We start from the raw sequence: 26,386 nt of genomic DNA, 5'->3' as shown, positions 1-26,386 counted from the left end.
CTGACGGTACAGTCGTAACAAGTTATTCGGAATTGCTTTCAGCGATTAGTCAAGCAGAAAATGCTGGTGGTGGCAAAATTTACGTATCAGAGACAAGCATTGCTTGTAGCGGACAAATTGTGCTTTCAAAAGCCAATTCAAATGTCCAAATCATTGGTGTGCAAAACGCAGACGGTACTTATCAAGAATTGGATTTCTCAAGCTTTATGTCAAGCTATATTGGTAAAGCGTCGTCAGATTCAGCAGTTGGTATCAGAATTACAGGGTCAAATTATACGCTTCAAAACTTGATTGTGGAACATGTCCCAGATAACGGGATTCAAATCAAGGGAACAAGCGCAGGAAACAATAAAGTGTCAAACTGTATCACACGTTATAATAATGATGCAGGTTTGCAAGTAACAGCAGGCGCCTATCAAAATACTATCGAATATGTTTGCAGTTACCGAAACTGTGATGTCTATACTCGTGGTGGGAATGCAGACGGCTTTGCACCAAAACTTGGTGCTGGTAGCGGTAGTATGTTCCAATATTACAACGCTTGGGATAATTCTGATGACGGTTGGGATTCTTTCGATAAGGTAGGCAATGTAACACCAGATGTCAGCTATACTTACTGTGCGGTTTGGAATAATGGAAACCCTAATGTTTTCACAGGGAAATATGACTTTGATAACGGAAAAGCTTTAGATGAAAATCTACTTTTAGTTCAATTAATCAAAGTTAAAGACAGCTCATTTGCATCAAAATATGCCAAACGTCAATTCTCATTGCCAACGGGCAACTTTATTCAAACAGATGCAGGAACAATCAGCCTTTCAGCTTGGACAGGAAGTTCTTTTGATGGTAATCCAAACGGCTTTAAACTTAACTCTGCCTATTCAAAATCAAGTGTGACACGCAATCTTTCTTATTGCTTAGCTTTTGATGAATCTAAAAAAGTTTTTGACAACAACAATAGCTCGGTTACTGGTTACTTTAATCACTGTATGCCTTTGACAATGGGTATAACTATTACATTCAACCATTGACCATTAAAGGGTGATCATCAGTTCAAGGATTTAGCGGCAAGAGCGGTGATAAATTGCCAAGCAGACGTTCGGTCAGCACACCGTCATCAAGTAGACAAAGCGCTATTAGAAAATCAGTTGAAAGCACCAAAAATAGCATTATCGCTAGCTGTCAAGCCAACAAAATCCCAGGTAAAGTAACCTTTAACATTTTTAATTAATGAACAGGTAAGACAAAGGAGGTCATAACAGACCTCTTTTTATTTCATTTTTTACCAGAATAATTTGCTTTCTTTTGCTATAATAAATTTATGAAAATCGGAGATAAAGCATTTTTTAGTTTTTGGGAAAATAGCAGAGCTGTGACAAGTGCCAATCAGGCAAAGGAAGTCTTGGAGAAAGTCATGGCAATTGCTCAAATGCCTTTAGAATTAACTGGGAACGTCAGCCAGACGCGCGAGTTGATAAATCAGTTTTCGGATAACTTGGCACCAGATCATGTCTTTTGGCAAGAATTTTCGGAGGTTGTCCAACTTGCCTTTCCAGCAGAAAGTATGGCAGCCGATAATTTACTGGCTCACCAAATTCATCAATTTCGTTATGTGATTTCTGCCTACCAAGCACAGTGGGTACGAGAATATTTTCCAGCTCAAAATGACCGTTTATCCTTGTTGACTTATCTAAAAGGAAAGAAGAGGCGACGTTTTTGGCGGAAACAATTTGATTTTGATTTGACAGAATCGTCACGTCTTCACAATAAAGCTCCTAAACAGCCTATTTTGGGATTTTCGTTACCCATTAATTTGAAAATTGTAATGGGATTTCATACGGAATTTATCCTAGATAGCCAAGGGCGCTTTGCAAATGAAATTGACCCACAGGGTACCAATCATAATGGGATTATCAACGGTGCTAGTTTTAACTATGCGAATCAGAATGACAAAAGGCATTATGAACTTGATATTGCTCCCATCAAACCACATGATCCTGCATTTCGGAAACAAATCTTAGCCAATCAAGGCAATCGTTTTTCAGCGCCACTTTTAATTAAAAAACGCCAACACGAACAATGGGAGCACAGCTATTTTAATAAAAAAGGGCATTATGCCAAAGCAGGGAAATCTGCTTATCAGCAAGTCAAAGTCTTGCGACGCTCCTTCCAAAAGGAATTAAGAAAGTTGAAAAAATAATAGAAAAAATAGGAGGTGTTTCTGTGGCAAGTCCAGTTGGGCTTGCCATATTTAGTGCAATTTATGGTATGATAAATGTAAGAATTTACGTTTTAGAGGTGTTAAATGGCTAAAGTTTATGTGGCAGATGATGAAAAAAATATTCGTGAATTGATTGCATTATTCTTACGTGAACAAGGACTCGATGTTGATATTTTCGAGACAGGAGACCAATTGTTGCTGCGTTTTATGGAAGAAGAAGCAGATGTAGTGATTTTGGATGTTATGATGCCAGGGACAAATGGTATTGAGATTGCAACCATGCTTCGTAAACGCTCTGATGTTCCCATTATCCTACTAACAGCGCGTGATAGTGATGCCGATTTTGTCAAAGGTTTTTCAGCAGGAGCAGATGATTATTTCACCAAGCCATTTTCACCGTTAAAATTAAGCTTGCGCGTGAAAGCTATTTTGGCACGCCAACCGCAATCGCAAGAAGTGGCTAAAGGAACCTCAGATGTCGTGACTTACGCAGCGCTGACCTTATCCGAGAAAGAACGAACGGTCACCTATGACAATCAAGTCTTAAAACTGACCAATACAGAATTTGAATTATTAAAAATGCTGATGAATCATGCCGAAGAGGCTGTTTCACGTGACGAACTTTTGCATCACATTTGGAGATACGAAAGTAGCATAGAAACAAGGGTAACGGATGATACCATTAAACGCTTGCGTAAAAAATTGAGAGGAGTCGATAGTCATGTCCTTATTGAAACGGTTTGGGGCTATGGTTTCAAACTCACGAAAAAACAATAAAAAACAGCTCAATCACCCGAAAAAAATATTGCAGAAAAAGCGTCGAAATTTGCGTTTCAAAACGACATTATTTGTTCAGCCTTTAACCATTATTATCGTTTCTTTTGCTATTATTCTTTTAGTATTTAATGTGCTTTTGAAATTATTTATTGCTGAGCAGGCATTTACAGCTGTACAAAATCAATATGATACTTTGGACACCTTATATGTCGGTGATACTCCAGAAACGACAGCAGAAGGAAATATTTTTGAGACTACTTATATCATTGCAGACGACTCTTTTGATATCAAGTACATTTCAGCTTCTATGTACGATTTATCAGAGAAAAAAATCTCTGAAAAGATTATTGATTATTTTTCAGATAATGACGATATTGAATGGTTTGATGATATTGATGAAGATGATGCAGACTATAGTGATTACCAAAATAGTTTAAATTACTTTAAAAAGGTTGAAATTGATGGTTCAGCTTACATGATCAAAATGCAGGAATATCCTGGCACATTAGCAGACAGTTATGTCAAACAAGACAATAATGACGATTCTCCAACATATTATATTTGGCTCTTTGTCAACTGTAGTGGGTAGATGAAAAGCTAACACCTAGAGAGGACGAACTTCGCTCTCTCTTTCTTTATGTTCAAAGCAATCAAAATCCGTTTTTTAAAGTTTTCAAAGTTCCTGAAACCAAAGGCATTTCTCTTAATGACTTTGATGAGATTATTGGTAGCTTCCAGTTTGGCGTTGGAATAAGGCAATTCCATGGCGTTTAAAACCTTGTCCTTATCCTTTAAAAATGTCTTAAATACCGTCTGGAAAATAGGATTAACAGTGGCTATTTCCTGTTCGATGAGGTCAAAGAAATGATCTGAGTTTTTCTCTTGGAAATGATATAAGAGAAGCTGATAGAGTTCATAGTGCTGTCGTAGTTCATCTGAGTAGGATAGGAGTTTTTCTAGGATTTCCTTGTTAGTCAAATGCATTCGAAACATAGGACGATAAAATCGTTTATCGCTGAGTTTACGGCTATCTTGTTGTATCAATTTCCAGTAACGTTTCAAGGCTCGGTATTCCTGGGATTTTCTGTCGAATTGATTCATAATTTGAATACGGACACGGTTCATAGCACGACTAAGGTGTTGCACGATATGAAAGCGATCGAGTACAATTTTTGCATTCGGAAAAAGCTGTTTAGCAAGTTGATAATAGGGACTAAACATATCCATGGTAATCACTTTGACCCGATTTCTAACCTTTCTAGGATAGCGTAGAAAGTGGTTTCGGATGGTTGCTTGGGTTCTTCCGTCGAGAATGGCGATGACATTTAGGGAGTCGAAATCTTGAGCGATGAAGCTCATTTTCCCCTTCTTGAAGGCATACTCGTCCCAGCTCATCACCTCGGGTAGGGTATTCCAATCCGTTTCAAACTTGAACTCATTGAGCTTTCTCATAACTGACGATGTTGAGATAGATAGCCTGTGTGCAATCTGTTGCATTGCTTGATTTTCGATGAGTAATTGAGCGATCTTCTGGTTAACAGCGACAGAGATTTGGTGGTTTTTCTTGACAAGAGGAGTTTCAGCTACCGCCATTTTTCCGCAATCTTTACACTTGAAACGACGCTTTCGAAGACGGATAAGCAAAGGGTAGCCAGCAGTTTCTAGGTAGGGGATTTTAGAAGTTTTCTGGTAGTCGTACTTAGCCATTTGTCCCTTGCATTTTGGGCATTTAGGGGCTGTGTAGTCCAAGTGACCGTGGAGTTCTAAGTGAGTCCCCATATTATATTCATCAGTGATAGTGATATTTTTGTCTTTAATTCTGAGAAAATTTGTGATAAGATTTAGTTGTTCCATATGAACCCTTTCTAATATGAGTTTAGTCGCTTTTCATTATAGGTCATATGGGACTTTTTTTCTACACTAAAAAAGGCTCCATAATCTCTACAGTGGATTTACCCACTACAGAAATTATAGAGCCTTATATTTTCGTTTTTGCCAACGTCACACCGATTGAAGAACTAGAAAATTATATTAATTTTATATTGTTAGGTTTGATGGTTATTATCGAAATCATTGCTAGTATCAGTATTTTTCTTACCGCTCGAAAACTTGACCGAAATTTTGGTAGTTTGAAATCTTATATTTTAGGTGTTGGCAATCGTGAAAAAAACTTGCCAACAGAAAATTTTGCCTACCGTGAATTTAATGAAGTTGGGCAAACTGTTGAGCGGATGAATGATATGATTGATGCCAACCAACGTAGTCAACAACTCTTCTTTCAAAATTCTTCTCATGAATTGCGGACGCCTTTGATGTCTATTCAAGGCTATGCTGAAGGTATTAAAGAGGGAGTTATTGATGCTAAAGAGGCAGCCAGTGTAATTGTTGATGAAAGTCAGAAAATGACTGATTTGGTGGATGATATTTTGACACTTTCGAAAATGGAATCCGTCCAAACACAATTACAGCTTGAAAAGCTGAATATTACAGACCTTCTTTATGATGTTAGTTGGCGCTTGAAAGCCAAATCTGATGAACGTGGCATTGCCTTTGAACATCACTTTGACGATGATTATTTGGAAATAGAAGCCGATGAAAAGTTATTGGAACGTGCATTTACCAATATTTTATCGAATGCTGTCCGCTACGCTAAAACACAAATCAGTATTTCAGGAAAGCTGATAGAAAATCAATTACAAATCACTATTTCAAATGATGGCGAAGCTATTTCAGAGCAAGATCAAGAGTACTTATTTGAACGTTTCTACAAGGGAAAAGGTGGTCATTTTGGCATTGGACTTGCCATTACCAAGGAAATTGTTGAGCGCCATAAGGGAACAATCACTGTAATCTCAAATGCTCAAGAAACGAGTTTCATTATTTATTTGCCAGTAAAGTAACGAGGTAATAATAAAAAATACGAAGCTGAGCACCTTGTCTCGACTTCGTATTTTTGTTCTCATTAGCCTACCTCAAATCTTTCAATCGTCTTACAATTTTATAAGAGCGCAAGTGCTGAAATCTAGTAAACTAAACTTAGAAGAAATTGCCGCACTTTTGCCACAGCTTTGCGATACTTTAGCCGAGATTTTTCAAAAAAGCTTGGTTATAATAGGCATATAATATCGAAGAGAGGAAAAGATGACAGTTTCCAAAAAGTTTAAAATTGGTTTGATAAGTGTACTAGCAGTGATTTTAATAATCTTGTCTATTTGCGCCTACAATAATCTTGGTTACACTTTAAGTAGCAAAGAAGCTTATCAAATTGCTTATCAAAATGCTGGTGTTGCAAGCAAGGACCTTCTCTCAAAATCTTTTGAGAAAAGTCGCTTGGGATTAAAGGCAACTTATCATATTACCTTAAGAACTGAAACGAGGGATTACAGTTACACCATTGATGCCTCAACGGGTTCTATCATGCAACGGCAATTTCACGAAAAGTAACTGTTAAGACCTTTTAATTTAAGATATTATTTTAATGAAACGAAAGAGATAGGGCATTTAGCTGATAGCAGCTAAATGATAAGGAGACTAAAATGAAAAAATCTAAGAAATCAATACTTTATATATTACTTTTACTAGTTTTACCGTTAGCACTTATTGTTTATCTTTTAGAACTATTTGGTCTGAAGATTATTAGTTGGCGACGTTGAAGCGATGCTTTCATTTTTGAGACAAGGGAGGGGAATTTATGGTAGGAGCTGGAACCCAGAGAAAAAATTTTCAAATTTTAACAGGAATTGGATTTATCATTTCTATTGGATTGTTAATTTTCTTTAAACAACACCCAACATATTTCCAAGTTGGAGGAATCTTTCAAAGTTACCTTGGACAACTTGGGTTCTTTGCACCGCTTATCTTTATGCTCTTGCAAGTGATTCAAGTCGTTTATCCGATTATTCCTGGTGGGATGACAAGTGTTATTGGTTACATTGCATTTGGGCCTATCTGGGGATTTATTTATAACTTTACTGGTATTTTTACAGGTTCTCTATTAGCTTTCGGGCTTACTAGACGTTATGGTGAGACTTTTGTCAAAGCCTTTGTCTCACAAGAAACTTATGATAAGTACGTCGGTTATTTAGACCGCAATGATGGTAAATTTTACGCTAAATTTTTAGGAGCAGCCTTTGCTCTACCAGGTTTTCCAGATGATTTCCTTTGCATGGTATCTGGGCTTTCAAAAATGACTTGGAAAAAATTTATCACGATTTTCCTTATTACCAAACCAGTGACACTTTATATTTACACCGTTGTGGCGTATAGAGGGTTGAACTATTTATTAACACTATTCCATTAATGATTTGATTGAATAAACAATAACTTCTTTTTGACATATGACAGTAAAAAATCCCTTACTCAATGTGAGTAAGGGATTTTTGTTTGATTTATTATTCGGCAGCTTTTTCCCATTTTTTAGCCAATCGGCGTGAAATTGTTGAAATGGTAAAGTTAATCACAAAGTAAATGGCAGCAATCAAAGCATATAGTGTAAAAACTTGGTCTGCCTCAAAGTAACGTCCCATCAAGATTTGGCTTTTACCAAATAATTCTTGAATAGCGATAACTGAATATAGCAATGACGTATCTTTGATAACTGTTACGAATTGTGAAATGATAGCTGGCAGCATTTTACGGAATGCTTGTGGAAAAATAATGTAAATGAAAATCTGGAAATTTGTCATCCCTTGTGCTAGACCAGCTTCTGTTTGCCCATGATCAACACCATTTAATCCTCCACGAATGATTTCAGCAAGAGCAGCAGAAGTAAAGACAGTGAAGGCAGTAATTCCTGCTGGCGTTGATTTCATTTGAAAAATAAGGAAAATAATGAAAATCCAAAGCAAGTTTGGAACATTGCGGACAAATTCAATATAAATACTTGAAATCCAACGAAGAATCGGATTTTTTCCGTTACGCATGACAGCAAGCACTGTTCCGATAAGTGTTGATAGTACAATTGAAATAAATGAAATATAAATCGTTAGCCACAATCCTTGGAGGATAAAGCTAATGTTGGTAGGTGTTAATACTGACATTTATTCTCCTCCTAAAGTGAATATGATTTCTTGTTTTCTTCTTCTTTACGACGTGCCCATGTTGCAAGAGGGAAACACATAATGAAGTAAAGAAGTGCTGCACCAGCAAAAGCAGGAACATAATTAGTTGTTTCGTATGCCCAAGCTTTCGCTGTAAACATGATATCTGCTCCTGAGATGATAGCAACCGTTGATGTATTTTTAATCAAGTTAACCACTTGGTTAGTGAGTGGTGGCAAGATCATACGTACCGCTTGTGGCAGGATAATTAAACTCATGGTTTGACTATAAGTGAATCCTTGTGAAAGAGCAGCTTCTGTTTGCCCTTTTGGCACAGCTTCAATCCCCGAACGAATAACTTCGGCGATATAAGCACCGTGGTAAATCCCAACGCAAAGAACAGCTGTAAAGAATGTTGAAATCATAACAACACCGTTAGTCATAATGGCAAGACCGTAATAAACGAAAACGAATTGCACTAGAAGAGGTGTATTCTGGAAAACTTCGACATAAACACGGGCAATTGCTTTTAGAACTCTATTCTTAGATGATGACATAGCACCAAAGATAACCCCTAAAACAAAGGCTAAAATCAAGGCGCAAATAGACATTCCCAACGTATATAAGAAGCCTTTTGCAAATTCACCAAAATTGGCAAAGAAATCTGTCCAACGCGAGAGGGCAAATGGACTTGCAGCTTCGGTTAATAAAAACATGTCAATCTCTCCTCTCTTAATTATCGTCAGCCGTTGCAGGCGTTAAATCGTATTTGTCATAAAGTTTTTGCAAACTACCATCAGCTTTCCAATCAGCAAGCAAGTCATTGATGTAATCAATCACAGACTGATTAGATTTTGTTGCCGCGATACCGTATTCTTGGGTGTTGAACCCTTCGTCAATGATTTCTGTTTTCTTGCTGACATAACCAGTCAAGATAGATTTATCAACAGAGAAAGCACTGATACGATTAGCATAAAGTGAAATGGCTAATTCTGGATATGAACCAAGTTGAACAAAATTAAAGCTTAGATTGTGTGCTTTACCATATTCTTCAATAGCTGATTTAGTCGTTGAACCTTGGGCAACACCGATTGTCAAGCCGTCCAAATCAGCAATGCTATCATAACCTTTTGTTTTATTAACCAAGAAACCAATCTCATCATAATAATAAGGGTCAGAAATCGCATAAGAAGCCTGACGTTCTTCAGTAATGGTATAAGTTGCGATCAAGATGTCAATTTGTCCATTATCTAAAAGCGCTTCACGTGTTTGAGCAGTAACTGCTGTAAATGAAACTTTAACCCCTAATTTTTTAGCGATTTTTTTAGCTAAATCAACTTCCATACCTTCGTATTTTCCAGTTTCAGCTGAATAATAACCAAAGTTTGGAACGTCTTGTTTAACACCGACTTTTAAAACGCCAGCGTCTTGAATTTTCTTGATTTGTTCAGATACGCTATCTGCAAATGTTGTTTTGCCAGAAAAAAGTGTCAATAGAATAAGTGACAGACTGGCTAAAATGGCTAAACCTAGTTTTTTCTTCATAAGCATCTCCTTATTTCTGAGAGACAGTGTCACTTGTGTGATTAATCACTTTGCTCAAGAATTGTTTAGCACGTGGTTCAGTTGGATTGTCAAAGAAACCTTGGACATCAGTAGTATCCACCAAAATTTCTCCTTCAGCCATAAAAATAATGCGGTCAGCAACCTCACGGGCAAATCCCATTTCGTGCGTGACAACTACCATGCTCATTCCTTCTTCGGCAAGATTTTGCATAACAGCAAGAACATCACCGATTGTTTCGGGGTCAAGAGCAGAAGTAGGCTCATCAAAAAGCAATAACTCTGGTTGCATTGCCAAACCACGAGCAATTGCCACACGTTGTTTTTGTCCACCAGAAAGCATTCCTGGGAATGAATCTTTACGATCCCACATGTTAACATAAGTCAAGTATTGCTTAGCGATAGCTTCAGCTTCTTGTTTTGATTTACCAAGAACCTTAATTGGTGCCAAAATCACATTTTCTAACACCGTCTTATGCGGATATAAGTTAAAATGTTGGAATACCATGCCAACTTCTTTGCGAAGTTGCACAAGTTCTTTAGCTGTTGCAGAAGCAACCTCATGTCCGTTTACTTTTAAGCTCCCTTTGTCAATAGATTCAAGGGCATTTATTGTACGGATAAGTGTTGATTTACCAGACCCTGAAGGACCTAGAATTACAACAACCTGACCTTTTTCAATTTCTAAGTTAATATTTCTAAGGGCATGATATTCCCCGTAGTATTTTTCGACATTTTTAAATTCAATTAGTGCCACACTTGTCTCCTTTTCAAAGATAAGATTTTATTGTCAGATAATTTTACATCTAACTTTATAAGTCAGTTTATACTAACATAAGGGATACCCATTGTCAAATATATTCAGAAAATTTCAATAAATAGAGGGTTAAAAACAATAATCTTATTGTTTCAAATGTTACTTTATGATGTCAAAAACGCCCAATGTTTCCAATTAAAGTCGAATTTTGATATAATTTAGAGTAGAAGTCATTTTGGTGACTAAACATGAAATCGTTGTTTGAGAATTTTTTAATAACTTACGAAGAATAAAGAGGTGACATATGAAAAAAATTCTTATCGTTGATGATGAAAAACCAATTTCGGATATTATTAAATTTAATTTAACTAAAGAGGGTTATGAAGCCATAACGGCTTTTGATGGTCGTGAAGCTATTACAAAGTTTGAGGAAGAAGACCCAGATTTGATTATCTTGGATTTGATGTTGCCAGAATTGGACGGACTTGAAGTGGCTAAAGAAGTTCGCAAGACAAGTCATATTCCAATCATTATATTGTCTGCTAAGGATAGCGAGTTTGATAAAGTTATCGGACTTGAAATCGGTGCAGATGACTATGTAACCAAACCATTTTCAAATCGTGAATTGTTGGCGCGTGTTAAAGCGCACCTTCGTCGTACAGAAAATATTGAAACAGCAGTTGCTGAAGAAAATGCTTCTGCTTCAAATTCAGAAATCACAATTGGTGACTTGAAAATCTTACCAGACGCCTTTGTGGCACAAAAACGTGGTGAAGATATCGAATTAACACACCGTGAGTTTGAATTGCTTCATCATTTGGCAACACATATGGGACAAGTCATGACCCGTGAATATCTTTTGGAAACCGTTTGGGGCTATGATTATTTTGGTGATGTGCGTACGGTTGACGTAACCATTCGTCGTTTACGTGAAAAAATCGAAGACACACCAAGCCGTCCAGAATATATTTTGACACGTCGTGGTGTTGGGTACTACATGAAGTCATATGAATGATACAATGTTACAAAATTTAACTTATTTTGAACAAGCCATTCTCTTTCTTTTAGCATTTGTCGCAGTTTATTTTGTTTATTTAGCGATAAGAGAATATCAAACTTCTGCTAATATTCGCCGTTTGAGTGGTAAAGTGCGAGAGCTTATCACAGGAAAATACACAGAAGATATTATTATTGAAAAAGATAGAGACTTAGCTGAGTTAGCTGATCAATTAAATGATTTGTCAAAAGTCTTTCGTTTAGCGCAGGAAAATTTGGCACAAGAAAAGAATCGTTTGGCGAGTATCTTATCTTATATGACAGACGGTGTCTTGGCGACTGACCGTGCTGGAAATATCATAATGATAAATCAGACCGCGCAACAACAACTCAATTTAGAGCGTGAAGAAGCTTTGCAGATGAATATTGTTGATATTTTGGGTTCTGATAGCACTTATAGTTATCATGATTTGGTGTCAAAAACACCTGAAATTGTCTTGAACCGTCGTGACGAAACAGGTGAATTTATCACTTTACGTATTCGCTTTGCTCTAAATCGTCGTGATAGTGGTTTTATTTCAGGGTTGATTGCCGTTTTGCATGACACAACCGAACAAGAGAAAGAAGACCGTGAGCGTCGTCTTTTCGTTTCTAACGTTAGTCATGAATTGCGAACACCATTAACATCTGTAAAATCTTATCTGGAAGCCTTAGATGAAGGAGCGCTCAAAGAAGACATTGCGCCAAATTTTATCAAAGTATCTTTAGATGAAACAAACCGCATGATTCGTATGATTTCAGACTTGCTTAATTTATCGCGTATTGATAATCAGACGGTTCAATTGGAAGTGGAAATGACAAATTTCACAGCATTTATGACATCAATTCTTAACCGTTTTGATCAAATTAAAAGCCAACATACAATCAGCGGAAAACAGTATGAGATTGTCAGGAATTATCCTATTAAACCAATCTGGCTTGAAATTGATCCTGATAAGATGACGCAGGTTTTGGATAATATCCTTAATAATGCTATCAAATATTCACCAGATGGTGGAAAAATCACAGTTAGCATGAAAACGACGGAAACACAGTTGATTATCTCAATCTCTGATGAAGGGCTTGGTATTCCTAAGAAAGATTTGCCATTGATTTTCGACCGTTTCTACCGTGTGGATAAGGCTCGAAGTCGTGCCCAAGGTGGTTCAGGACTTGGCTTAGCTATCGCAAAAGAAATTGTCAAACAACATAAAGGTTTTATTTGGGCACAAAGTACTTACGGAAAAGGGTCGACCTTTACGATTGTACTTCCTTACGAAAAAGATTCTGAAATTTATGATGAATGGGAGGATGAAGAAGAGTAAATGTCTGAAATTGCTTTTAAATATAGTATTTTAGCCTCCGGTTCAACTGGAAATTCTTTTTATGTGGAAACACCACAAAAACGTTTTTTGATTGATGCGGGTTTGACTGGTAAGAAAATTACCAGTCTTCTTGCTGAAATTGACCGCAAACCAGAAGACTTAGATGCTATTTTTATTACACACGAACATTCTGATCATATCAAAGGGGTTGGGGTGTTAGCACGTCGTTATAATCTTGATGTTTATGCGAATGAAAAAACGTGGCAAATGATTGATGAGCGAAATATGATCGGAAAGCTCGATTTAGCTCAAAAACATATTTTTGAACGTGGGAAAACATTGACACATGGTGACATTGATATTGAAAGTTTTGGTGTTAGCCACGATGCCGTTGAGCCACAATTTTATCGTTTGATGAAAGATAATAAATCATTTGTTGTCTTAACAGATACAGGTTATGTTAGTGACCGCATGGCAGGAATTATTGAAAATGCTGACGGTTATTTGATTGAATCGAATCATGACGTTGAGATTTTACGTTCAGGCTCTTATCCGTGGAGTTTGAAACAACGTGTCCTATCTGATAAAGGACACTTGTCAAACGAAGATGGTGCTGGGACAATGATTCGAACCATTGGAAATCACACGAAGAAAATTTACCTTGGACATTTGAGTAAAGAAAACAATATCAAAGAATTGGCTCGCATGACCATGGAAAATAATCTTATTCAAGCTGACTTTGGGGTTGGTTATGACATGAAAGTCTTTGATACCTCACCAGACGAAGCAACACCATTAACAGAGTTATAAAAGTTTAGGTTTGTGAAATTGTTCTTTTGACACTTCCCTTAGGTGGTGTGGACTGTCGAAGGAATCCAAGGAATTCCATGCCTAAGTTTTGAGCTTGAAATCTCAAAACTTCCGTGCGGCTATTTTTATTGATAATTCAGCCACTTTCACAACGGTGGGAAGTATTGTTTTGTTGGAAGCAAAGTTTGCAAAGAGTTCTAAAATTGAACAAAGGTAATAATTATTTGTAATTTATTTTTGGTTATATAGTAAGTTTGATTACATTCTAACTATCCGTTGGACAGTTTTTATTGTGCATTTACACTATAAATTCAAGACCAAAATAAATTGTATTAAATAGAAAGAAATTAAGGGGATTTTTTGGAGAAATTCCCTTTTTTATGACTTTTCTGGTATAATAAAATAGTCTATGCTAGAAAAAGCGTTTTAATCACTCAATGAATGATTAAAACGCTTTAATAAGATAAGGATATAGACTATTTTTTGAAGGGAGATTTATCATGCAAGCTTTAGATACAAAACTTCAGCGAGATTTTGGAATTGTTTTTGAAGATAAAACTTTGCTAAAAACAGCTTTTACCCACACTTCTTATGCTAATGAACATCGCCTCCTAAACATTTCACACAATGAACGCTTGGAATTTTTAGGAGACGCGGTTCTTCAACTTTTGATTTCGCAATATCTGTTTAAAAAGTATCCGAAAAAACCAGAGGGAGACTTGTCAAAAATGCGTTCTGTCATTGTACGTGAAGAGTCTTTAGCAGGTTTTTCACGTTACTGTGGATTTGATGAATTTATCAAATTAGGAAATGGTGAAGAAAAATCTGGTGGTCGTAATCGTGATACGATTTTAGGTGACTTATTTGAGGCATTTCTTGGAGCTTTGTTGATGGATCAAGGTGTTGAAGCCGTCAAAAAATTCTTAAACCAGGTGATGATTCCACAAGTTGAAAAAGGTAATTTTGAGCGCGTGAAAGATTACAAAACAACACTTCAAGAGTTGTTACAAGGTCACGGTGATGTGACGATTGATTATCGTGTTTCAAACGAATCAGGACCGGCACACGCTAAAGTCTTTGAAGTGACTGTGTACATTAATGATGAAGCCAAAAGTCAAGGAATCGGAAGATCTAAGAAATTGGCTGAGCAAGATGCTGCTAAAAATGCTCTAGCCTTGCTTCAATAAGACATTTGAAAGGAAATTGACGAGGCAAATGTCCAACCTGTCCTAGGCGATATGTGATAAACCTAGGAAAAGAAGGCTAGTTAAATAGCTTCTTTTCAGGAAGGTAATTTGCCTTTTTATCTCTTATTTTATGTATTTAAAAGAAATCGAAATGCAGGGCTTTAAGTCCTTTGCAGACAAGACAACTATTGAATTTGATAAGGGAGTTACAGCTGTTGTAGGTCCTAATGGCTCTGGTAAGTCCAATATTACAGAAAGTTTGCGTTGGGCGCTTGGTGAATCTTCTGCCAAAAATTTGCGTGGTGGCAAGATGCCAGATGTTATTTTTGCAGGAACTGAGAATCGTAAGCCATTAAATTATGCTCAGGTTATTGTGACCTTGGATAATTCTGATGGCTTTATTAAAGACGCCAAAGAAACGATTCGTGTAGAACGTCATATTTATCGTAATGGCGACAGCGAGTATTTGATTGACGGACGTAAAGTGCGCTTGCGTGATATTCATGATTTATTTATGGATACAGGCTTGGGACGTGATTCGTTTTCTGTGATTTCACAAGGGCGTGTCGAAGAAATTTTTAACAGTAAACCTGAGGAACGTCGTGCTATTTTTGAAGAAGCCGCAGGTGTTTTAAAATACAAGACACGTAAGAAAGAAACCCAAACCAAGCTTAATCAAACACAGGATAATTTGGACCGTCTGGACGATATTATCTATGAGTTGGAAACACAAGTTAAACCATTGGAGCGTCAAGCACAAGTGGCTAAAGAATTTCTTGGCTTGGAAGATGAGCGTAAGCAACTTCATTTGAATATTCTGGTTGAAGATATTCAGGCGGATAAGGAGCGTTTAGCAGAATTAAATCGGTCTTTAACAGCTATTAAAGCTGATTTGACAGCTTATTATGAACAGCGCCAGCAATTTGAAAGACAAAATCAAAACTTGAAAGAAAAACGTCATCAATTGTCTGAAGAAATATCAAGAAAACAAGAAGGATTGCTTGATATTACCAGAGCAATTTCTGATCTTGAGCGCCAAATGGATTTGATTGCCTTAGAATCAAGTCAAAAAGAAGAAAAAAAACAAGCTGCAAGCTCGCAATTGGCTGATTTGAAGGAAAATCAAGCGAGATTAACAGAAGAATTGGCACAAAAAGAGCAGCAACTCTCACAATTAGATGCCAAATTAGCTCAGACAACAGCTGATATTCAAGCATTGCAGGCTGAATTAGACCGTTTTTCAACCGACCCAGACCAAGTTATTGAAAAACTTCGTGAAGAGTTTGTTGGGTTAATGCAAAAAGAAGCTGATTTATCAAATAAACTGACAGCAACGATTGCTGATATTGACAATCAAAAACAATTGTCAGAATCAAAATCAGAAGAATTAGCACAGACACAAGAAACGCTAGCAGAAGTAAAATTAACGGCAAAAGAAGCTTTAGAAAACTTTGAAGCAGCTCGTGAAAAAGTCAAAGTCTTGCTTGATGACTATCAAACGTTACACGTGCAAACTGTTCAAGCCGAAAAATATTACCAACTAGAGCAAACTAAAATGTTTGACCAATTGGATGTTATCAAATCAAAAGAGGCTCGCAAGGCTAGTCTAGAATCTATTCTTAAAAATCACAGCAATTTCTATGCTGGGGTTAAGTCGGTTCTACAGGCTTCAAGTCAGCTAGGTGGTATTATTGGTGCGGTTAGTGAGCATTTGACATTTGAGCGAGATTATCAGACTGCTCTTGAGATTGCACTTGGTGGGTCAAGCCAGCACGTTATTGTCGAAGATGAGGGAGTGGCTAAACGTTCGATTGCCTTTCTAAAGAAAAATCGTCAAGGACGTGCGACATTCTTGCCTTTAACTACTATAAAACCACGTCACTTATCGCAACAAAATCATTCGATTTTGGCTTCAAGTCAAGGTTTTCTTGGTGTTGCAAGTGATTTAGTTTCATTTGATAATCGTTTGGAAAATATCTTCCAAAATCTTCTTGGGGTAACTGCGGTTTTTGACACGGTTGACAATGCTAATAAAGCTGCGCGTGCGCTTCGTTATCAAGTGCGTATTGTAACACTTGATGGTACAGAAATTCGCCCTGGTGGTTCTTTCTCAGGTGGGACAAATCGTCAAAATAATACCACATTTATCAAACCTGAACTAGATAATCTTGTGGCTGAATTACAAGACTTGCAAGCTCAGCAAATCAAACAAGAAAAGCATGTGCAAGAACTTCAAGATGCCTTGAGAGCTAATAAAGAAACTTTAGCTAGTCTCAAAGCTCAAGGAGAGGAAGCGCGTTTTGCTGAACAAAAAGCAGAGCTTGAATACCAACAATTGGCTGAACGCTTGAACGACATTAACCAGCTTTGTGAACGCCTGCAAGAATCAGAAACAGATGGTGGTTCACATGACTTGGAATCACAAAAAATAACACTGGAAGCAGAATTAGCAGATATAGCTGCGCGTAAACAGGCTTTAACAGTTGAAATTGAGCAAATTAAAGAAAACAAAAATACCATTACGCAAAAAGTTGAAGCTTTGCGTCAACAAGTGTCACAAGCAAAATTAGCTGAACGTGAGTTGTTGAGTGAGCGTAAATTTGAATCAGCTAACAAAACACGCTTAGAAATTAGTTTAGCTGAAAATAAAGCTGAAATTGCAAAATGCAAGGATCTGTTAGCTTACCATACTAGCGATAATCAGACTGAAAGTCTGCCAACCTTGCAAAAACAGCATGATGAGGCTGTTACTAGAAAAGCCAGTGAAGAAGAATGCTTAGTTAGCCTCCGTTTTGAATTGGAAGATTGCGAAGCTAATTTAGAAGAACTTGAAGAACAAGTTGCAAAAGAAAATCAGAAAAACGAAGAATTGATTCGTCAGCAAGCGCAATTAGAAGCTCAAATCAATCAAGTTTCTGAACGCTTGCGTACCTTCTCACATGATTTGACAGAAGATTATCACTTGACTTTGGACGAAGCCAAGGAAGCTAGTCAACCAATTGAAAATATGGAAAGTGCACGTCAACGTTTACAAGAATTGCGTCGTCGTATCAAGGCATTGGGTCCAATTAACTTAGATGCCATTTCACAATACGATGAAGTGAACGAGCGTTTGACATTCCTTAACGCCCAAAAAGAGGACTTGATTCATTCTAAGAATCTTTTGCTTGATACGATTAATGATATGGATGATGAAGTGAAAACACGCTTCCAAGTGACTTTCAATGCTATTCGTGATTCATTTAAGCAAACCTTTACTCAAATGTTTGGTGGTGGTTCAGCTGATTTATCACTAACAGAAGGAGACTTATTAACGGCTGGGGTTGAGATTTCCGTGCAACCGCCAGGGAAGAAAATCCAATCACTTAACCTCATGTCTGGTGGGGAAAAAGCCCTCTCGGCTTTAGCTCTGCTATTTGCCATTATCCGTGTCAAAACCATTCCATTCGTCATTTTGGACGAAGTGGAAGCTGCGCTTGACGAAGCTAATGTGAAACGTTTTGGAGACTACCTCAATCGCTTTGACAAATCAAGTCAGTTCATCGTCGTTACTCACCGTAAGGGAACAATGGCTGCTGCTGATAGCATTTACGGAGTAACCATGCAAGAATCAGGTATTTCTCGTATCGTTTCTGTTAAATTAAAAGAAGCCGAAAATCTAGTGGAATGACATTAAAGGGTAAAAAATGGTAAATAAACTAATTGTGCACAGTTTAATAAAATATCACGAAAAATACTTAGTGATAAAACGCGTTGCCACAAGCAATGATAGAAATAATGTTTATCCGTTTTACTGGGATATTCCTGGTGGTAGTGTTGAGAGTGAGGAGTTGCCGAAAGCTACTGCTATCAGAGAGTGTCTTGAAGAAGTAGGACTTCAGATCAAAATAGATGATATTATTCATGAAGATAGTAATTTAGATAATGGTATTGTATACACTAGATTAGTTTATGATGCTCATCTTCCTAAGAATAAGGAAATAATTGTTACATTAAATCCCGAAGAACATACTGACTATCGTTGGATAAGTGATTTGAATGATTTGGATGGAGAAAAAATTGTTCCTTATCTGGTAGAAATTTTGGAAAGTCAATAGTTTTTGTGATACTCAACAACCTTTCAACTAGAATCAGTTGGGAGGTTTTATTGTATTCAAAAGTTTTAGTTTGTTACCGTAGTTTCTGTTTGTGATTCTGTTGTTTCGTCAGCTTGGTTGTCTGATGAAGAAGTTGTGAGTGTATCATCACTTTCTTCTTGACTATCTGAGAGTTCTGCTGTGTCAGATTCAGTTTGTGTGTTCTGGCTGTATTGGTCTGAAACTTTGTAAAAGACATTGCTGACAAATTGATTAGTTGATTCATAATCAAAACGGCTACCTTGTGTTGCAAATAGGGGGTCACAACCGTAATCAGACGGGTCAGTCTCTGTTATGCCAAAATGCCAGCTAGGAATTTGGCTACCAGCAGCGTAATAATGTAAAATGAAACCACCCCCACTTTCAGTATAAACGTTAGAAATAGCTTCACCGTTTTCATCATAAACGAGAGCAGACAAGATTAATTTGTTGTCAATAATACCTTGTGGTGAAAATTCAAAAGTGTAACCATTAGCGTCCATCCATGTGCCAGCAAGACTTGAGAAATCTGATTGCGTTAGCGCATTGAAATCAAATTGACTAGTCTGTTGACTGACTTGACGGGTGCTAATAAGATTTTCTCCGTCTTTTATCAGTTGCTCTGTGACTTGTTTTTCAGTAGGTGCTTTCAGCAAATCCGCGCGTTTGCTAGCAACGTGGTTCTGTGTTTTTGTTGAAGAATTTGTTGATTTTGAAAATTTTTTCTGAGCGTGATGATGTTGACTAGAAACCGTAGAAGCGTGGTTGTGATTTGAATAGTGTTTTTCTTCTGTCCCACTAACGGGGGGCAGCGCCGAAGTATGATGTTCTTTTTTTCATTGTAATCCCCTTTATGTTTAAATTCACTATATATATTCGAAAAAGAATTTTAAAAACTGGAAAAATTTCAGCTTTATTTAGAAGATTGAAAAGAATGTGTTATTAGCAAGAAAATTGCTGTGTTTTTTGCTAAAATAGAATTATGTAATTCTTTAGGAGTATAGTATAATAATGGTAAAATTAGTTGCAACAGATATGGATGGTACATTTTTAACAAGTAATGGCTATTTTGATAGTAAGCGTCTCCATGATATTCTAGAAAAATTTGAAAAAAATAATATGCTATTTGTCGCAGCGAGCGGACGTTCACTTATGGCTTTGGAAAAAATGTTTGCTGAGCATGCTGATAAAATGGCATTTATTGCGGAAAATGGGACTTTGGTAAAAGTTGGTAAAGACATTGTTTTTGAATCTGGTTTGAGTAAAAAACAATATTTGGAGGTCATTGATACTCTTCTTGAAAGTCCATATATGTTAGGTTATGATTTCCTTTTATCAGGTGAGAGTGGGGCTTATTTACATCCAAAAGCTAGTGATGATTATCTGAATTTTATTAGCAATTATTATGAAAATGTTCAACGTGTGGCTGATTTGGCGCACGTTGAAGATAATATTTTAAAAGTCACTGCAAACTTTTCAGAAGATACTGTTCGTCAAGGCGAAGCATGGTTTAATGAACGTATTAGTTATGCGCAAGCGGTGACGACGGGCTTTAAATCTGTCGATATTGTTATCTGTGATGTTAATAAACGAACAGGACTAGAAGCACTTTGTCAAACCTTTAACATGGATAAATCAGAAATTGTGGCGTTTGGCGACAACCTTAACGATTTTGAAATGCTTGATTTTGCTGGGACTGCAATTGCGACAGAAAATGCTCGACAAGAAATCAAAGACATCTCAAATGAAATCATCGGGCATTGTGATGAGGAGTCTGTCATGGCTTACATGGAAGGATTGGTAGAGTAATGGCGGATATTAAATTATTAGCCTTGGATTTAGACGGTACACTTTTTAACAGCCAAAAGGTTGTTTCACCAGAAAATAAAAAAGCTTTGCGAGCAGCACGTGATAAGGGAATTAAAGTTGTTATTACGACTGGACGTCCTCTAAAGGCGATTAGCGGTTTGCTTGAAGAGCTAGATTTGATTTCTGATGAGGACTATATCATCACTTTCAATGGTGGTTTGGTTCAAAAGACAAATGGCGATATTTTAGATAAAAGTGAGCTAACACGTGCGCAACTCAAACGTTTACACAGCACGCTTGAACCGCTTGCTCTTCCATTTGATGTGCTTAGTGACGGAATTGTTTATAGTCTTGCTAGTCAAGGCAATCAGTCCCTTTACCCACAAGCCAACCCCAAACTTAAATTTGTAGAACTAACTTCTTTTGATGATATTCCTAAAAATATTATTTATAACAAGGTCGTTAGCGTGACAAATCCCAAATTTTTGGACAAGCAGATTTTGCAATTTCCGAAAGAATTATACAATGAGTTTGAAATTTTCAAATCACGTGATATTATATTGGAGATGATGCCTAAAGGCGTCCATAAAGCAGCAGGGTTAAATCAGTTGATTCAGCATTTGAACTTACTCCCTGAAAATGTTATGGCTATGGGAGATGAAGAAAACGACCTCTCAATGCTTAAATGGGCTGGTTTAGGTGTCGCAATGGCAAATGGTGTTGCTATTGCGAAAGAAACAGCTAATGCGGTAACAACACGTACCCATGACGAATCAGGTGTTGCAGAAGCTGTCGAAAAATACATTTTAAATGCGTAGTAGAAAGGAAAAGTGGATAAGGTAATCTTATCGATTTTGGTACTTAGTATGGGACTATTTGACCGTTTATTTGGAAATAAGAAAAAAGAAGTTGAGGAGACGGTTGACAGCCAAAGCCAAGAAGAAACACTTCAAGAGGTTGTCGAAACATCAGAACAAACCGAAGCCTCCTCTTCAGATACAGTAAAAGAAACTGTTGAGGTTTCAGAACAAGCAGAAATCGTCAACGATACTGTGGAAAAAACTCCAGAAGTTCAAGACGTTGTTAATGTCAATAGCGAAGCTGAATTTGTTGAAATAGAAACGCTTGTTCAGTCTGAAAATAGCGAAACTGTGGTTGAAAATACAGCTAACCAAACTGAAGAAATTTCAGAAGCAACCGTAGTAACTAATGAGGCTGAAACAGACCACCATTTTTCAGATGTCATGGCTGATTATTATGCGAAAAAAGCAGCTGTTCGAGAGGCTATTGACCGTGGTGAGACAGTTACTTTTGAAGCTGTCGAAACACGTCAAGAAACTGAACCAGAAGAAGTAGTTGTGCAAGAAGCAACCGAAACCGAAGAAGAAAAATACAATCGCAGTCTGAAAAAGACCCGTACTGGTTTCAGTGCACGTTTGAACGCCTTCTTGGCTAATTTCCGTCGTGTTGATGAAGAATTCTTCGAGGAACTAGAAGAAATGCTCATTCTTTCAGACGTTGGAGTGAATGTCGCAACACAATTAACAGAAGATTTGCGTTATGAAGCCAAAATTGAAAATGCTAAGAGAGCTGACGAATTAAAACGTGTTATCATTGAAAAATTAGTTGATATTTACGAAAAAGACGGTGTTTTCAACGAAAAAATTAATTTCCAAGATGATTTAACCGTTATGCTTTTTGTTGGGGTTAATGGTGTCGGAAAAACGACGTCAATCGGTAAATTAGCCTACAAATATAAAAATGAAGGCAAGAAAGTCATGCTTGTTGCTGCTGATACATTCCGCGCTGGTGCGGTTGCGCAGCTTGTTGAATGGGGACGTCGTGTCGGTGTGCCAGTTGTAACAGGACCAGAAAAAGCTGATCCAGCTTCTGTTGTTTTTGACGGTATGGAAAAAGCTGTCGCTGAAAATGTTGATATTCTTCTCATTGATACAGCAGGACGTCTGCAAAATAAAGATAATTTGATGGCAGAGCTTGAAAAAATTGGTCGTATCATTAAGCGTGTCGTGCCAGATGCACCGCATGAAACACTCCTTGCACTTGATGCTTCAACAGGTCAAAATGCGCTTAGCCAAGCTAAAGAATTCTCAAAAATTACACCATTAACTGGGCTTATCCTAACTAAAATTGACGGAACGGCTAAAGGTGGTGTTGTTCTTGCTATTCGCCAAGAACTTGATATTCCTGTCAAATTTATTGGTTTTGGTGAAAAAATTGATGACATCGGTGAATTTGATTCTGAAGACTTTATGCGTGGTCTCTTAGAAGGGATTGTTTAAAAGTTAATGTTAGAATTTTTCAAAGAGCATTTATCAATAATTCTCTTAACGTCGTCTACCCTTGTTTTAACAGCCATTTATGCCTTCGAGGCAAACTGGGTTACCATGCTTATTTGGGCATTCGTCTCACTCATAAACATTGGACGACTAGTTTATACTTATAAAACAAAATAAATGCCCCCCTCCAGTTTGTACTGACCCCAAAAAGTTGGATAATTAATTATTGAAAGGATTTAGTCCTGTATTGTACAGGGCTAAGTCCTTTTAGTGTACGACGGGCATGTCGTACATCTGAGGTGTAAGTCCTCTGGGGCACCCGCTACTGGTGAACCCTATAGCGACTCTGCATCCTGACCATCGTGAGGTAGCGGGGAGAGGAAGGAATAGCAAAATCGTGGCACTACGAACAGGAACGTGATATCAAGGCGTATATAGCGGATGAGGTGGCACTAAACACTAAAGTCCCAAAGGAAGTACCCCCAACCAGTCTTACGAGTTGCCTAAACTAAATGGAGGAGACCGTCAGCTTGGCATCCCAACGGTCATGGATAGAATGATACAACAAGCTATTGTTCAAGTCATCAGTCCTATCTGTGAGCCTCACTTTTCTGAAACGAGCTATGGTTTTAAACCAGAAAGGTCATGTGAAAAAGCCATTATCAAGTTATTAAAATATCTCAATGATGGCTATGAGTGGATAGTGGCCATAGACCTTGAGAAATTCTTCGATACGGTTCCTCAAGATAGATTGATGTCGCTTGTCCATAACATGATACAAGATGATAACACAGAATCTCTGATACGAAAATATCTCCATTCGGGTGTGGTTGTTAATGGACACCGGCAGAAAACACTAGTGGGTACACCACAGTGAGGAAACTTATCCCGCTCTTGTCTAATATCATGCTTAATGAGCTGGATAAAGAGTTGGAAAGTAGGGGACTTCACTTCGTTCGCTACGCAGATGACTGTGTTATCACAGTCGGCAGTGGAGCAGCCGCAAAGCGGGTCATGCACTCAATTAGCCGTTTCATAGAACAGGGACTAGGATTAAAGGTTAACATGACTAATTTGACAGCTGACTATAATTGGGTAAGGCGTAATCAAGAGCGACTTGCTTTTGGGATTGACCGTTAAACAAAACTTTATCAATCATTTCCTGCTTTAAGTCTGGAGAGTAATAAATATTTTTCCTTTTCTTGACGATACTTATTCCATACCGATCAATCAGTCGAAACCTATATTTGATATAAGCTTATCAATACTAAACTTTTTTGATAAGGAGTTAATCGACTCTCCATTTTGTCGTAACTTATAGATTTGAACCTTGTCTTTATAACTTAATTTCATACAAAAAGCACCCCAATCGTTAGATTTTTGTCTAATTTTTAGGGTGCAGTTCAGTTTTGGAGGGGGCTTGTGTTTAAAAGACACGATAAACGTAAGGATTATCGGGTTCACTAGTCTCTTTCATTTCTATAATATGAAGAACTGGGAGTGTTTGTTCAAGGGTTTGGTTGTATTCGAGGCTGATTGTGCCTGTTGCGGTAATCCAAGTGTTATCAGCGTAGCTTGTACTGTTTCCAGTTGTCAATAAGCCATAAACACCAGAATCTGCAATACAGTGAATGATACCAAAACGGAAAAGGAATTGATAGCCTTCGTGACCAGGCTCGTTATAAACAAATCCAGTATAAGTAATCTCACGTCCCATAAATTCATCAGGATAGAGATAGATGAGTTCCATGACTTCCATATAATTTTCGGTTGTGATTTTAAGTTCGCCTGAACCTTTGTATTTTTTGAGTTCTTTCTGCATTTCTTTTTCGTAAGCAGAAGATGTAAAATACAAACTTGTGTCAGGTTTCAGGTATTGGACTGTTGTTCCATCATCACTAACCGTACCAGCAGAACCAGCAGCAAGTGGGAAATTATAGCCTTTGGCAGCTACTGTCGTTGAATCTAGCGTTACCGTAGGAACTAAGAGCCCTACCAACACTGGAATGACCAAAATCATCGGACTAGTCACCTTCGCTATTTTTCCATGTAAATGGCTGTGCAATTTCAGATTTTTCATCCAAATAACCAGTTGAATAACCGCTAAAAGAAATGATAAAACCATGGAAATGTAGGCTAAATAAGCATAGTGAGTATTGATGTATTGATCCAATTTTCCAGAGATTTGAAGATACATGGTTAATTCAAAGTAACCCGCTAAAATTAAAAATCGAATCATCAAATCACCCCCACAAGTAAACAGTAAATAATAATCATCCCAACAGATACTGTGATAAATTGGACGATAAAGCGAGGTTTAAAGGAATTTACCATCATCATTAGATTTTTAATATCTACCATTGGTCCAATCAAAAGAAAGGCTAGAACAGGTGCTGTACCAAAACTTGATAGCAAGGAAGCTCCGATAAAGGCATCTGCTTCACTACAAAGAGAAAGAATGAATGCCAGTAACATCATGACTAAAATGGCTGTAAGGGCATTACCACCAATTCTGGTCAAAATGCGTGTTGGTAGGTAAATCTGCATTCCTGAAGCTACCAGGGTACCAAAAACCAAATAACGTCCAGTATCGAAAAATTCATCAATTGCGTGCGCAAGAGCTAAGAAAATTTTGCGATACCATGTTTCACCAGAATAATCGTGAAAATGTGTTGGTTTAGCATTTTCTTTGAGGATATTTTCATCAACCACAAATCCCAGCATGATACCCAACGTAATAGCAACAATAATAGCACCAAGCAGTCGTAAGCTTAAGAAGCGCCAGCTATTTCCAAAAGCTGAATAGGTGGCAAAAAGGACGATTGGGTTGATAATCGGAGCTGTTGCCAAGAAAGGAACAGCGGTGTAACTAGGAACTTTTTTCTCCAAAAAGCGCGTGATAATGGGAACAATACCACATTCGCAGGACGGAAAGACAAAACCAATAAAAGTTCCAAAAAGGATTCGTAAAAAACGATTTCGAGGTAGAAAACGTTGTACCAAATCAGGCGTAACATAAACCTCAATGAAGCCAGAAAGAATGGTTCCTAGCAAAACAAAAGGCAGTGCCTCGATAATGATTGAAATAAAAATCGCAAACCATTGTAAGACACTAGCAGGTAAATTATTAAAAATTTCCATAAAAATTAATCAGTCGCTTTCTCAGCTTTTTTGTCCTTAACTTTCTTTTCTTTTTCAGGGTCGCTAGAGATTTTAGGAATACTTGCAAAGCTTGCAAACATTGACTCTAAATCATCTTGACGTTTATGTGTGATAGCCATAAGGCACCTCTTTTCTATATGTAATCAGCTCTTATTATACTATCAATCCTCAAATAGTACAAAAACTAAGCAGACAAATTAGCTATTTTAATGCGAAATAGTGTGTCATTTAGACGGTTATCTGCCTAAGAAATTGGCGTGAATTTCTCATTATTGCATTTAAAAATCTA

The 26,386-nt window shown here is 37.4% G+C and carries 24 protein-coding genes and 3 pseudogenes; 17 read left to right on the top strand and 10 right to left on the bottom strand.

From position 1 onward, the window contains the following. Positions 1–32 precede the first annotated feature (32 nt). The 4 genes from SMA_RS12175 (at position 33) to SMA_RS07695 (ending at position 3,587) form a co-directional block, all read left to right on the top strand. Entirely contained in the window at positions 33–1,031 is a 999-nt protein-coding gene (locus SMA_RS12175) for a right-handed parallel beta-helix repeat-containing protein (RefSeq protein WP_014295021.1), read from the top strand. A 290-nt stretch (positions 1,032–1,321) separates the two neighbouring features. After that, positions 1,322–2,200, top strand: coding sequence for a DUF3114 domain-containing protein (locus SMA_RS07705; protein ID WP_014295020.1), 879 nt, complete (start codon positions 1,322–1,324; stop codon positions 2,198–2,200). 105 nt (positions 2,201–2,305) lie between these two features. Further along, on the top strand, positions 2,306–2,998 hold the full coding sequence (locus SMA_RS07700) for a response regulator transcription factor (protein WP_014295019.1): 693 nt from the start codon (positions 2,306–2,308) through the stop codon (positions 2,996–2,998). Continuing rightward, on the top strand, positions 2,943–3,587 hold the full coding sequence (locus tag SMA_RS07695; protein ID WP_014295018.1) for a hypothetical protein: 645 nt from the start codon (positions 2,943–2,945) through the stop codon (positions 3,585–3,587). The genes SMA_RS07700 and SMA_RS07695 overlap by 56 nt, the downstream gene beginning before the upstream one ends. Positions 3,588–3,595: 8 nt before the next feature. On the opposite strand, the gene SMA_RS07690 is transcribed toward SMA_RS07695, so the two are convergent. Further along, positions 3,596–4,852 carry an ISL3 family transposase gene (locus SMA_RS07690; RefSeq protein WP_014294295.1) on the bottom strand — a complete coding sequence of 419 codons (1,257 nt, stop codon included), beginning with the start codon at positions 4,850–4,852 and terminating at the stop codon, positions 3,596–3,598. 125 nt (positions 4,853–4,977) lie between these two features. Here SMA_RS07690 and SMA_RS07685 point away from each other — a divergent pair. The 3 genes and pseudogenes from SMA_RS07685 to SMA_RS07670 form a co-directional block, all read left to right on the top strand. After that, positions 4,978–5,898: pseudogene (locus SMA_RS07685) on the top strand (sensor histidine kinase); the annotation flags it as partial. 241 nt (positions 5,899–6,139) lie between these two features. Beyond that, entirely contained in the window at positions 6,140–6,442 is a 303-nt protein-coding gene (locus tag SMA_RS07680; protein ID WP_014295016.1) for a PepSY domain-containing protein, read from the top strand. 247 nt (positions 6,443–6,689) lie between these two features. After that, positions 6,690–7,298 carry a TVP38/TMEM64 family protein gene (locus SMA_RS07670; protein WP_014295015.1) on the top strand — a complete coding sequence of 203 codons (609 nt, stop codon included), beginning with the start codon at positions 6,690–6,692 and terminating at the stop codon, positions 7,296–7,298. Between the two features lie 91 nt (positions 7,299–7,389). Here the strand turns inward: SMA_RS07670 and SMA_RS07665 are convergent, their stop codons facing one another. From SMA_RS07665 to SMA_RS07650, 4 genes are read right to left on the bottom strand one after another with little or no spacing between them, the layout of a single operon-like run. Continuing rightward, the gene (locus tag SMA_RS07665) at positions 7,390–8,037 is read right to left on the bottom strand and encodes an amino acid ABC transporter permease (RefSeq protein ID WP_014295014.1); all 648 of its coding nucleotides are present in this window, start codon (positions 8,035–8,037) and stop codon (positions 7,390–7,392) included. 11 nt (positions 8,038–8,048) lie between these two features. Next, positions 8,049–8,753: an amino acid ABC transporter permease gene (locus SMA_RS07660; RefSeq protein ID WP_014295013.1), complete on the bottom strand. Its 705-nt coding sequence runs from the start codon at positions 8,751–8,753 to the stop codon at positions 8,049–8,051. Between the two features lie 16 nt (positions 8,754–8,769). Continuing rightward, complete coding sequence (locus tag SMA_RS07655) at positions 8,770–9,582, bottom strand: transporter substrate-binding domain-containing protein (RefSeq protein WP_014295012.1); 813 nt, start codon at positions 9,580–9,582, stop codon at positions 8,770–8,772. A 10-nt stretch (positions 9,583–9,592) separates the two neighbouring features. Beyond that, on the bottom strand, positions 9,593–10,357 hold the full coding sequence (locus SMA_RS07650) for an amino acid ABC transporter ATP-binding protein (RefSeq protein WP_014295011.1): 765 nt from the start codon (positions 10,355–10,357) through the stop codon (positions 9,593–9,595). 304 nt (positions 10,358–10,661) lie between these two features. Here SMA_RS07650 and vicR point away from each other — a divergent pair, with 304 nt between their 5' ends. From vicR to SMA_RS07620, 6 genes are all read left to right on the top strand, one after another. Further along, a complete protein-coding gene (gene vicR, locus SMA_RS07645; protein WP_014295010.1) occupies positions 10,662–11,372 on the top strand; it encodes a cell wall metabolism response regulator VicR in 711 nt (236 codons plus the stop codon). After that, complete coding sequence (gene vicK, locus SMA_RS07640; protein ID WP_014295009.1) at positions 11,365–12,717, top strand: cell wall metabolism sensor histidine kinase VicK; 1,353 nt, start codon at positions 11,365–11,367, stop codon at positions 12,715–12,717. Before vicR ends, vicK begins: the two co-directional genes overlap by 8 nt. Then, positions 12,718–13,527 (top strand): exodeoxyribonuclease WalJ, encoded by an 810-nt coding sequence (walJ, locus tag SMA_RS07635; RefSeq protein ID WP_014295008.1) that lies wholly within the window; start codon positions 12,718–12,720, stop codon positions 13,525–13,527. A gap of 500 nt (positions 13,528–14,027) precedes the next feature. After that, positions 14,028–14,714 carry a ribonuclease III gene (rnc, locus tag SMA_RS07630; protein ID WP_014295006.1) on the top strand — a complete coding sequence of 229 codons (687 nt, stop codon included), beginning with the start codon at positions 14,028–14,030 and terminating at the stop codon, positions 14,712–14,714. Between the two features lie 130 nt (positions 14,715–14,844). Then, a complete protein-coding gene (gene smc, locus SMA_RS07625) occupies positions 14,845–18,384 on the top strand; it encodes a chromosome segregation protein SMC (RefSeq protein WP_014295005.1) in 3,540 nt (1,179 codons plus the stop codon). Between the two features lie 16 nt (positions 18,385–18,400). Further along, positions 18,401–18,811 carry an NUDIX hydrolase gene (locus tag SMA_RS07620; RefSeq protein WP_014295004.1) on the top strand — a complete coding sequence of 137 codons (411 nt, stop codon included), beginning with the start codon at positions 18,401–18,403 and terminating at the stop codon, positions 18,809–18,811. Positions 18,812–18,876: 65 nt separating this feature from the next. On the opposite strand, the gene SMA_RS07615 is transcribed toward SMA_RS07620, so the two are convergent. Continuing rightward, positions 18,877–19,485: a DUF6287 domain-containing protein gene (locus tag SMA_RS07615; RefSeq protein WP_223246313.1), complete on the bottom strand. Its 609-nt coding sequence runs from the start codon at positions 19,483–19,485 to the stop codon at positions 18,877–18,879. A 355-nt stretch (positions 19,486–19,840) separates the two neighbouring features. On the opposite strand from SMA_RS07615, the gene SMA_RS07610 reads away from it, so the two are divergent. From SMA_RS07610 to SMA_RS11705, 4 genes and pseudogenes are all read left to right on the top strand, one after another. After that, entirely contained in the window at positions 19,841–20,638 is a 798-nt protein-coding gene (locus tag SMA_RS07610) for a Cof-type HAD-IIB family hydrolase (protein WP_014295003.1), read from the top strand. After that, positions 20,638–21,456, top strand: coding sequence for a Cof-type HAD-IIB family hydrolase (locus SMA_RS07605; protein ID WP_014295002.1), 819 nt, complete (start codon positions 20,638–20,640; stop codon positions 21,454–21,456). Before SMA_RS07610 ends, SMA_RS07605 begins: the two co-directional genes overlap by 1 nt. 48 nt (positions 21,457–21,504) lie before the next feature. Then, a complete protein-coding gene (gene ftsY / locus SMA_RS07600) occupies positions 21,505–22,938 on the top strand; it encodes a signal recognition particle-docking protein FtsY (RefSeq protein WP_039671111.1) in 1,434 nt (477 codons plus the stop codon). 456 nt (positions 22,939–23,394) lie between these two features. Beyond that, positions 23,395–24,006, top strand: a pseudogene (locus SMA_RS11705) (group II intron reverse transcriptase/maturase); the annotation flags it as partial. A 1-nt stretch (position 24,007) separates the two neighbouring features. Here the strand turns inward: SMA_RS11705 and SMA_RS12170 are convergent. From SMA_RS12170 to SMA_RS07575, 4 genes and pseudogenes are all read right to left on the bottom strand, one after another. Further along, positions 24,008–24,288: pseudogene (locus SMA_RS12170) on the bottom strand (IS3 family transposase); the annotation flags it as partial. A 73-nt stretch (positions 24,289–24,361) separates the two neighbouring features. Next, complete coding sequence (locus SMA_RS07585) at positions 24,362–25,174, bottom strand: TIGR03943 family putative permease subunit (protein WP_014294998.1); 813 nt, start codon at positions 25,172–25,174, stop codon at positions 24,362–24,364. After that, positions 25,174–26,076 (bottom strand): permease, encoded by a 903-nt coding sequence (locus SMA_RS07580; protein WP_014294997.1) that lies wholly within the window; start codon positions 26,074–26,076, stop codon positions 25,174–25,176. The genes SMA_RS07585 and SMA_RS07580 overlap by 1 nt, the downstream gene beginning before the upstream one ends. A gap of 5 nt (positions 26,077–26,081) precedes the next feature. Next, the gene (locus tag SMA_RS07575; protein ID WP_003065749.1) at positions 26,082–26,216 is read right to left on the bottom strand and encodes an SPJ_0845 family protein; all 135 of its coding nucleotides are present in this window, start codon (positions 26,214–26,216) and stop codon (positions 26,082–26,084) included. Positions 26,217–26,386 lie beyond the last annotated feature (170 nt).

Origin of the sequence: Streptococcus macedonicus ACA-DC 198, assembly GCA_000283635.1 — a bacterium.
Taxonomy (GTDB): domain Bacteria; phylum Bacillota; class Bacilli; order Lactobacillales; family Streptococcaceae; genus Streptococcus; species Streptococcus macedonicus.
This window is presented reverse-complemented; position numbering and strand designations above follow the sequence as displayed.

Coding starts and splice junctions, on each gene's coding strand:
- SMA_RS07705 (WP_014295020.1), top strand. CDS start 1,322: ATGAAAATCGGAGATAAAGCATTTTTTAGTTTTTGGGAAAATAGCAGA.
- SMA_RS07700 (WP_014295019.1), top strand. CDS start 2,306: ATGGCTAAAGTTTATGTGGCAGATGATGAAAAAAATATTCGTGAATTG.
- SMA_RS07695 (WP_014295018.1), top strand. CDS start 2,943: ATGTCCTTATTGAAACGGTTTGGGGCTATGGTTTCAAACTCACGAAAA.
- SMA_RS07690 (WP_014294295.1), bottom strand. CDS start 4,852: ATGGAACAACTAAATCTTATCACAAATTTTCTCAGAATTAAAGACAAA.
- SMA_RS07680 (WP_014295016.1), top strand. CDS start 6,140: ATGACAGTTTCCAAAAAGTTTAAAATTGGTTTGATAAGTGTACTAGCA.
- SMA_RS07670 (WP_014295015.1), top strand. CDS start 6,690: ATGGTAGGAGCTGGAACCCAGAGAAAAAATTTTCAAATTTTAACAGGA.
- SMA_RS07665 (WP_014295014.1), bottom strand. CDS start 8,037: ATGTCAGTATTAACACCTACCAACATTAGCTTTATCCTCCAAGGATTG.
- SMA_RS07660 (WP_014295013.1), bottom strand. CDS start 8,753: ATGTTTTTATTAACCGAAGCTGCAAGTCCATTTGCCCTCTCGCGTTGG.
- SMA_RS07655 (WP_014295012.1), bottom strand. CDS start 9,582: ATGAAGAAAAAACTAGGTTTAGCCATTTTAGCCAGTCTGTCACTTATT.
- vicR (WP_014295010.1), top strand. CDS start 10,662: ATGAAAAAAATTCTTATCGTTGATGATGAAAAACCAATTTCGGATATT.
- vicK (WP_014295009.1), top strand. CDS start 11,365: ATGAATGATACAATGTTACAAAATTTAACTTATTTTGAACAAGCCATT.
- walJ (WP_014295008.1), top strand. CDS start 12,718: ATGTCTGAAATTGCTTTTAAATATAGTATTTTAGCCTCCGGTTCAACT.
- rnc (WP_014295006.1), top strand. CDS start 14,028: ATGCAAGCTTTAGATACAAAACTTCAGCGAGATTTTGGAATTGTTTTT.
- smc (WP_014295005.1), top strand. CDS start 14,845: ATGTATTTAAAAGAAATCGAAATGCAGGGCTTTAAGTCCTTTGCAGAC.
- SMA_RS07620 (WP_014295004.1), top strand. CDS start 18,401: ATGGTAAATAAACTAATTGTGCACAGTTTAATAAAATATCACGAAAAA.
- SMA_RS07610 (WP_014295003.1), top strand. CDS start 19,841: ATGGTAAAATTAGTTGCAACAGATATGGATGGTACATTTTTAACAAGT.
- SMA_RS07605 (WP_014295002.1), top strand. CDS start 20,638: ATGGCGGATATTAAATTATTAGCCTTGGATTTAGACGGTACACTTTTT.
- ftsY (WP_039671111.1), top strand. CDS start 21,505: ATGGGACTATTTGACCGTTTATTTGGAAATAAGAAAAAAGAAGTTGAG.
- SMA_RS07585 (WP_014294998.1), bottom strand. CDS start 25,174: ATGATTCGATTTTTAATTTTAGCGGGTTACTTTGAATTAACCATGTAT.
- SMA_RS07580 (WP_014294997.1), bottom strand. CDS start 26,076: ATGGAAATTTTTAATAATTTACCTGCTAGTGTCTTACAATGGTTTGCG.
- SMA_RS07575 (WP_003065749.1), bottom strand. CDS start 26,216: ATGGCTATCACACATAAACGTCAAGATGATTTAGAGTCAATGTTTGCA.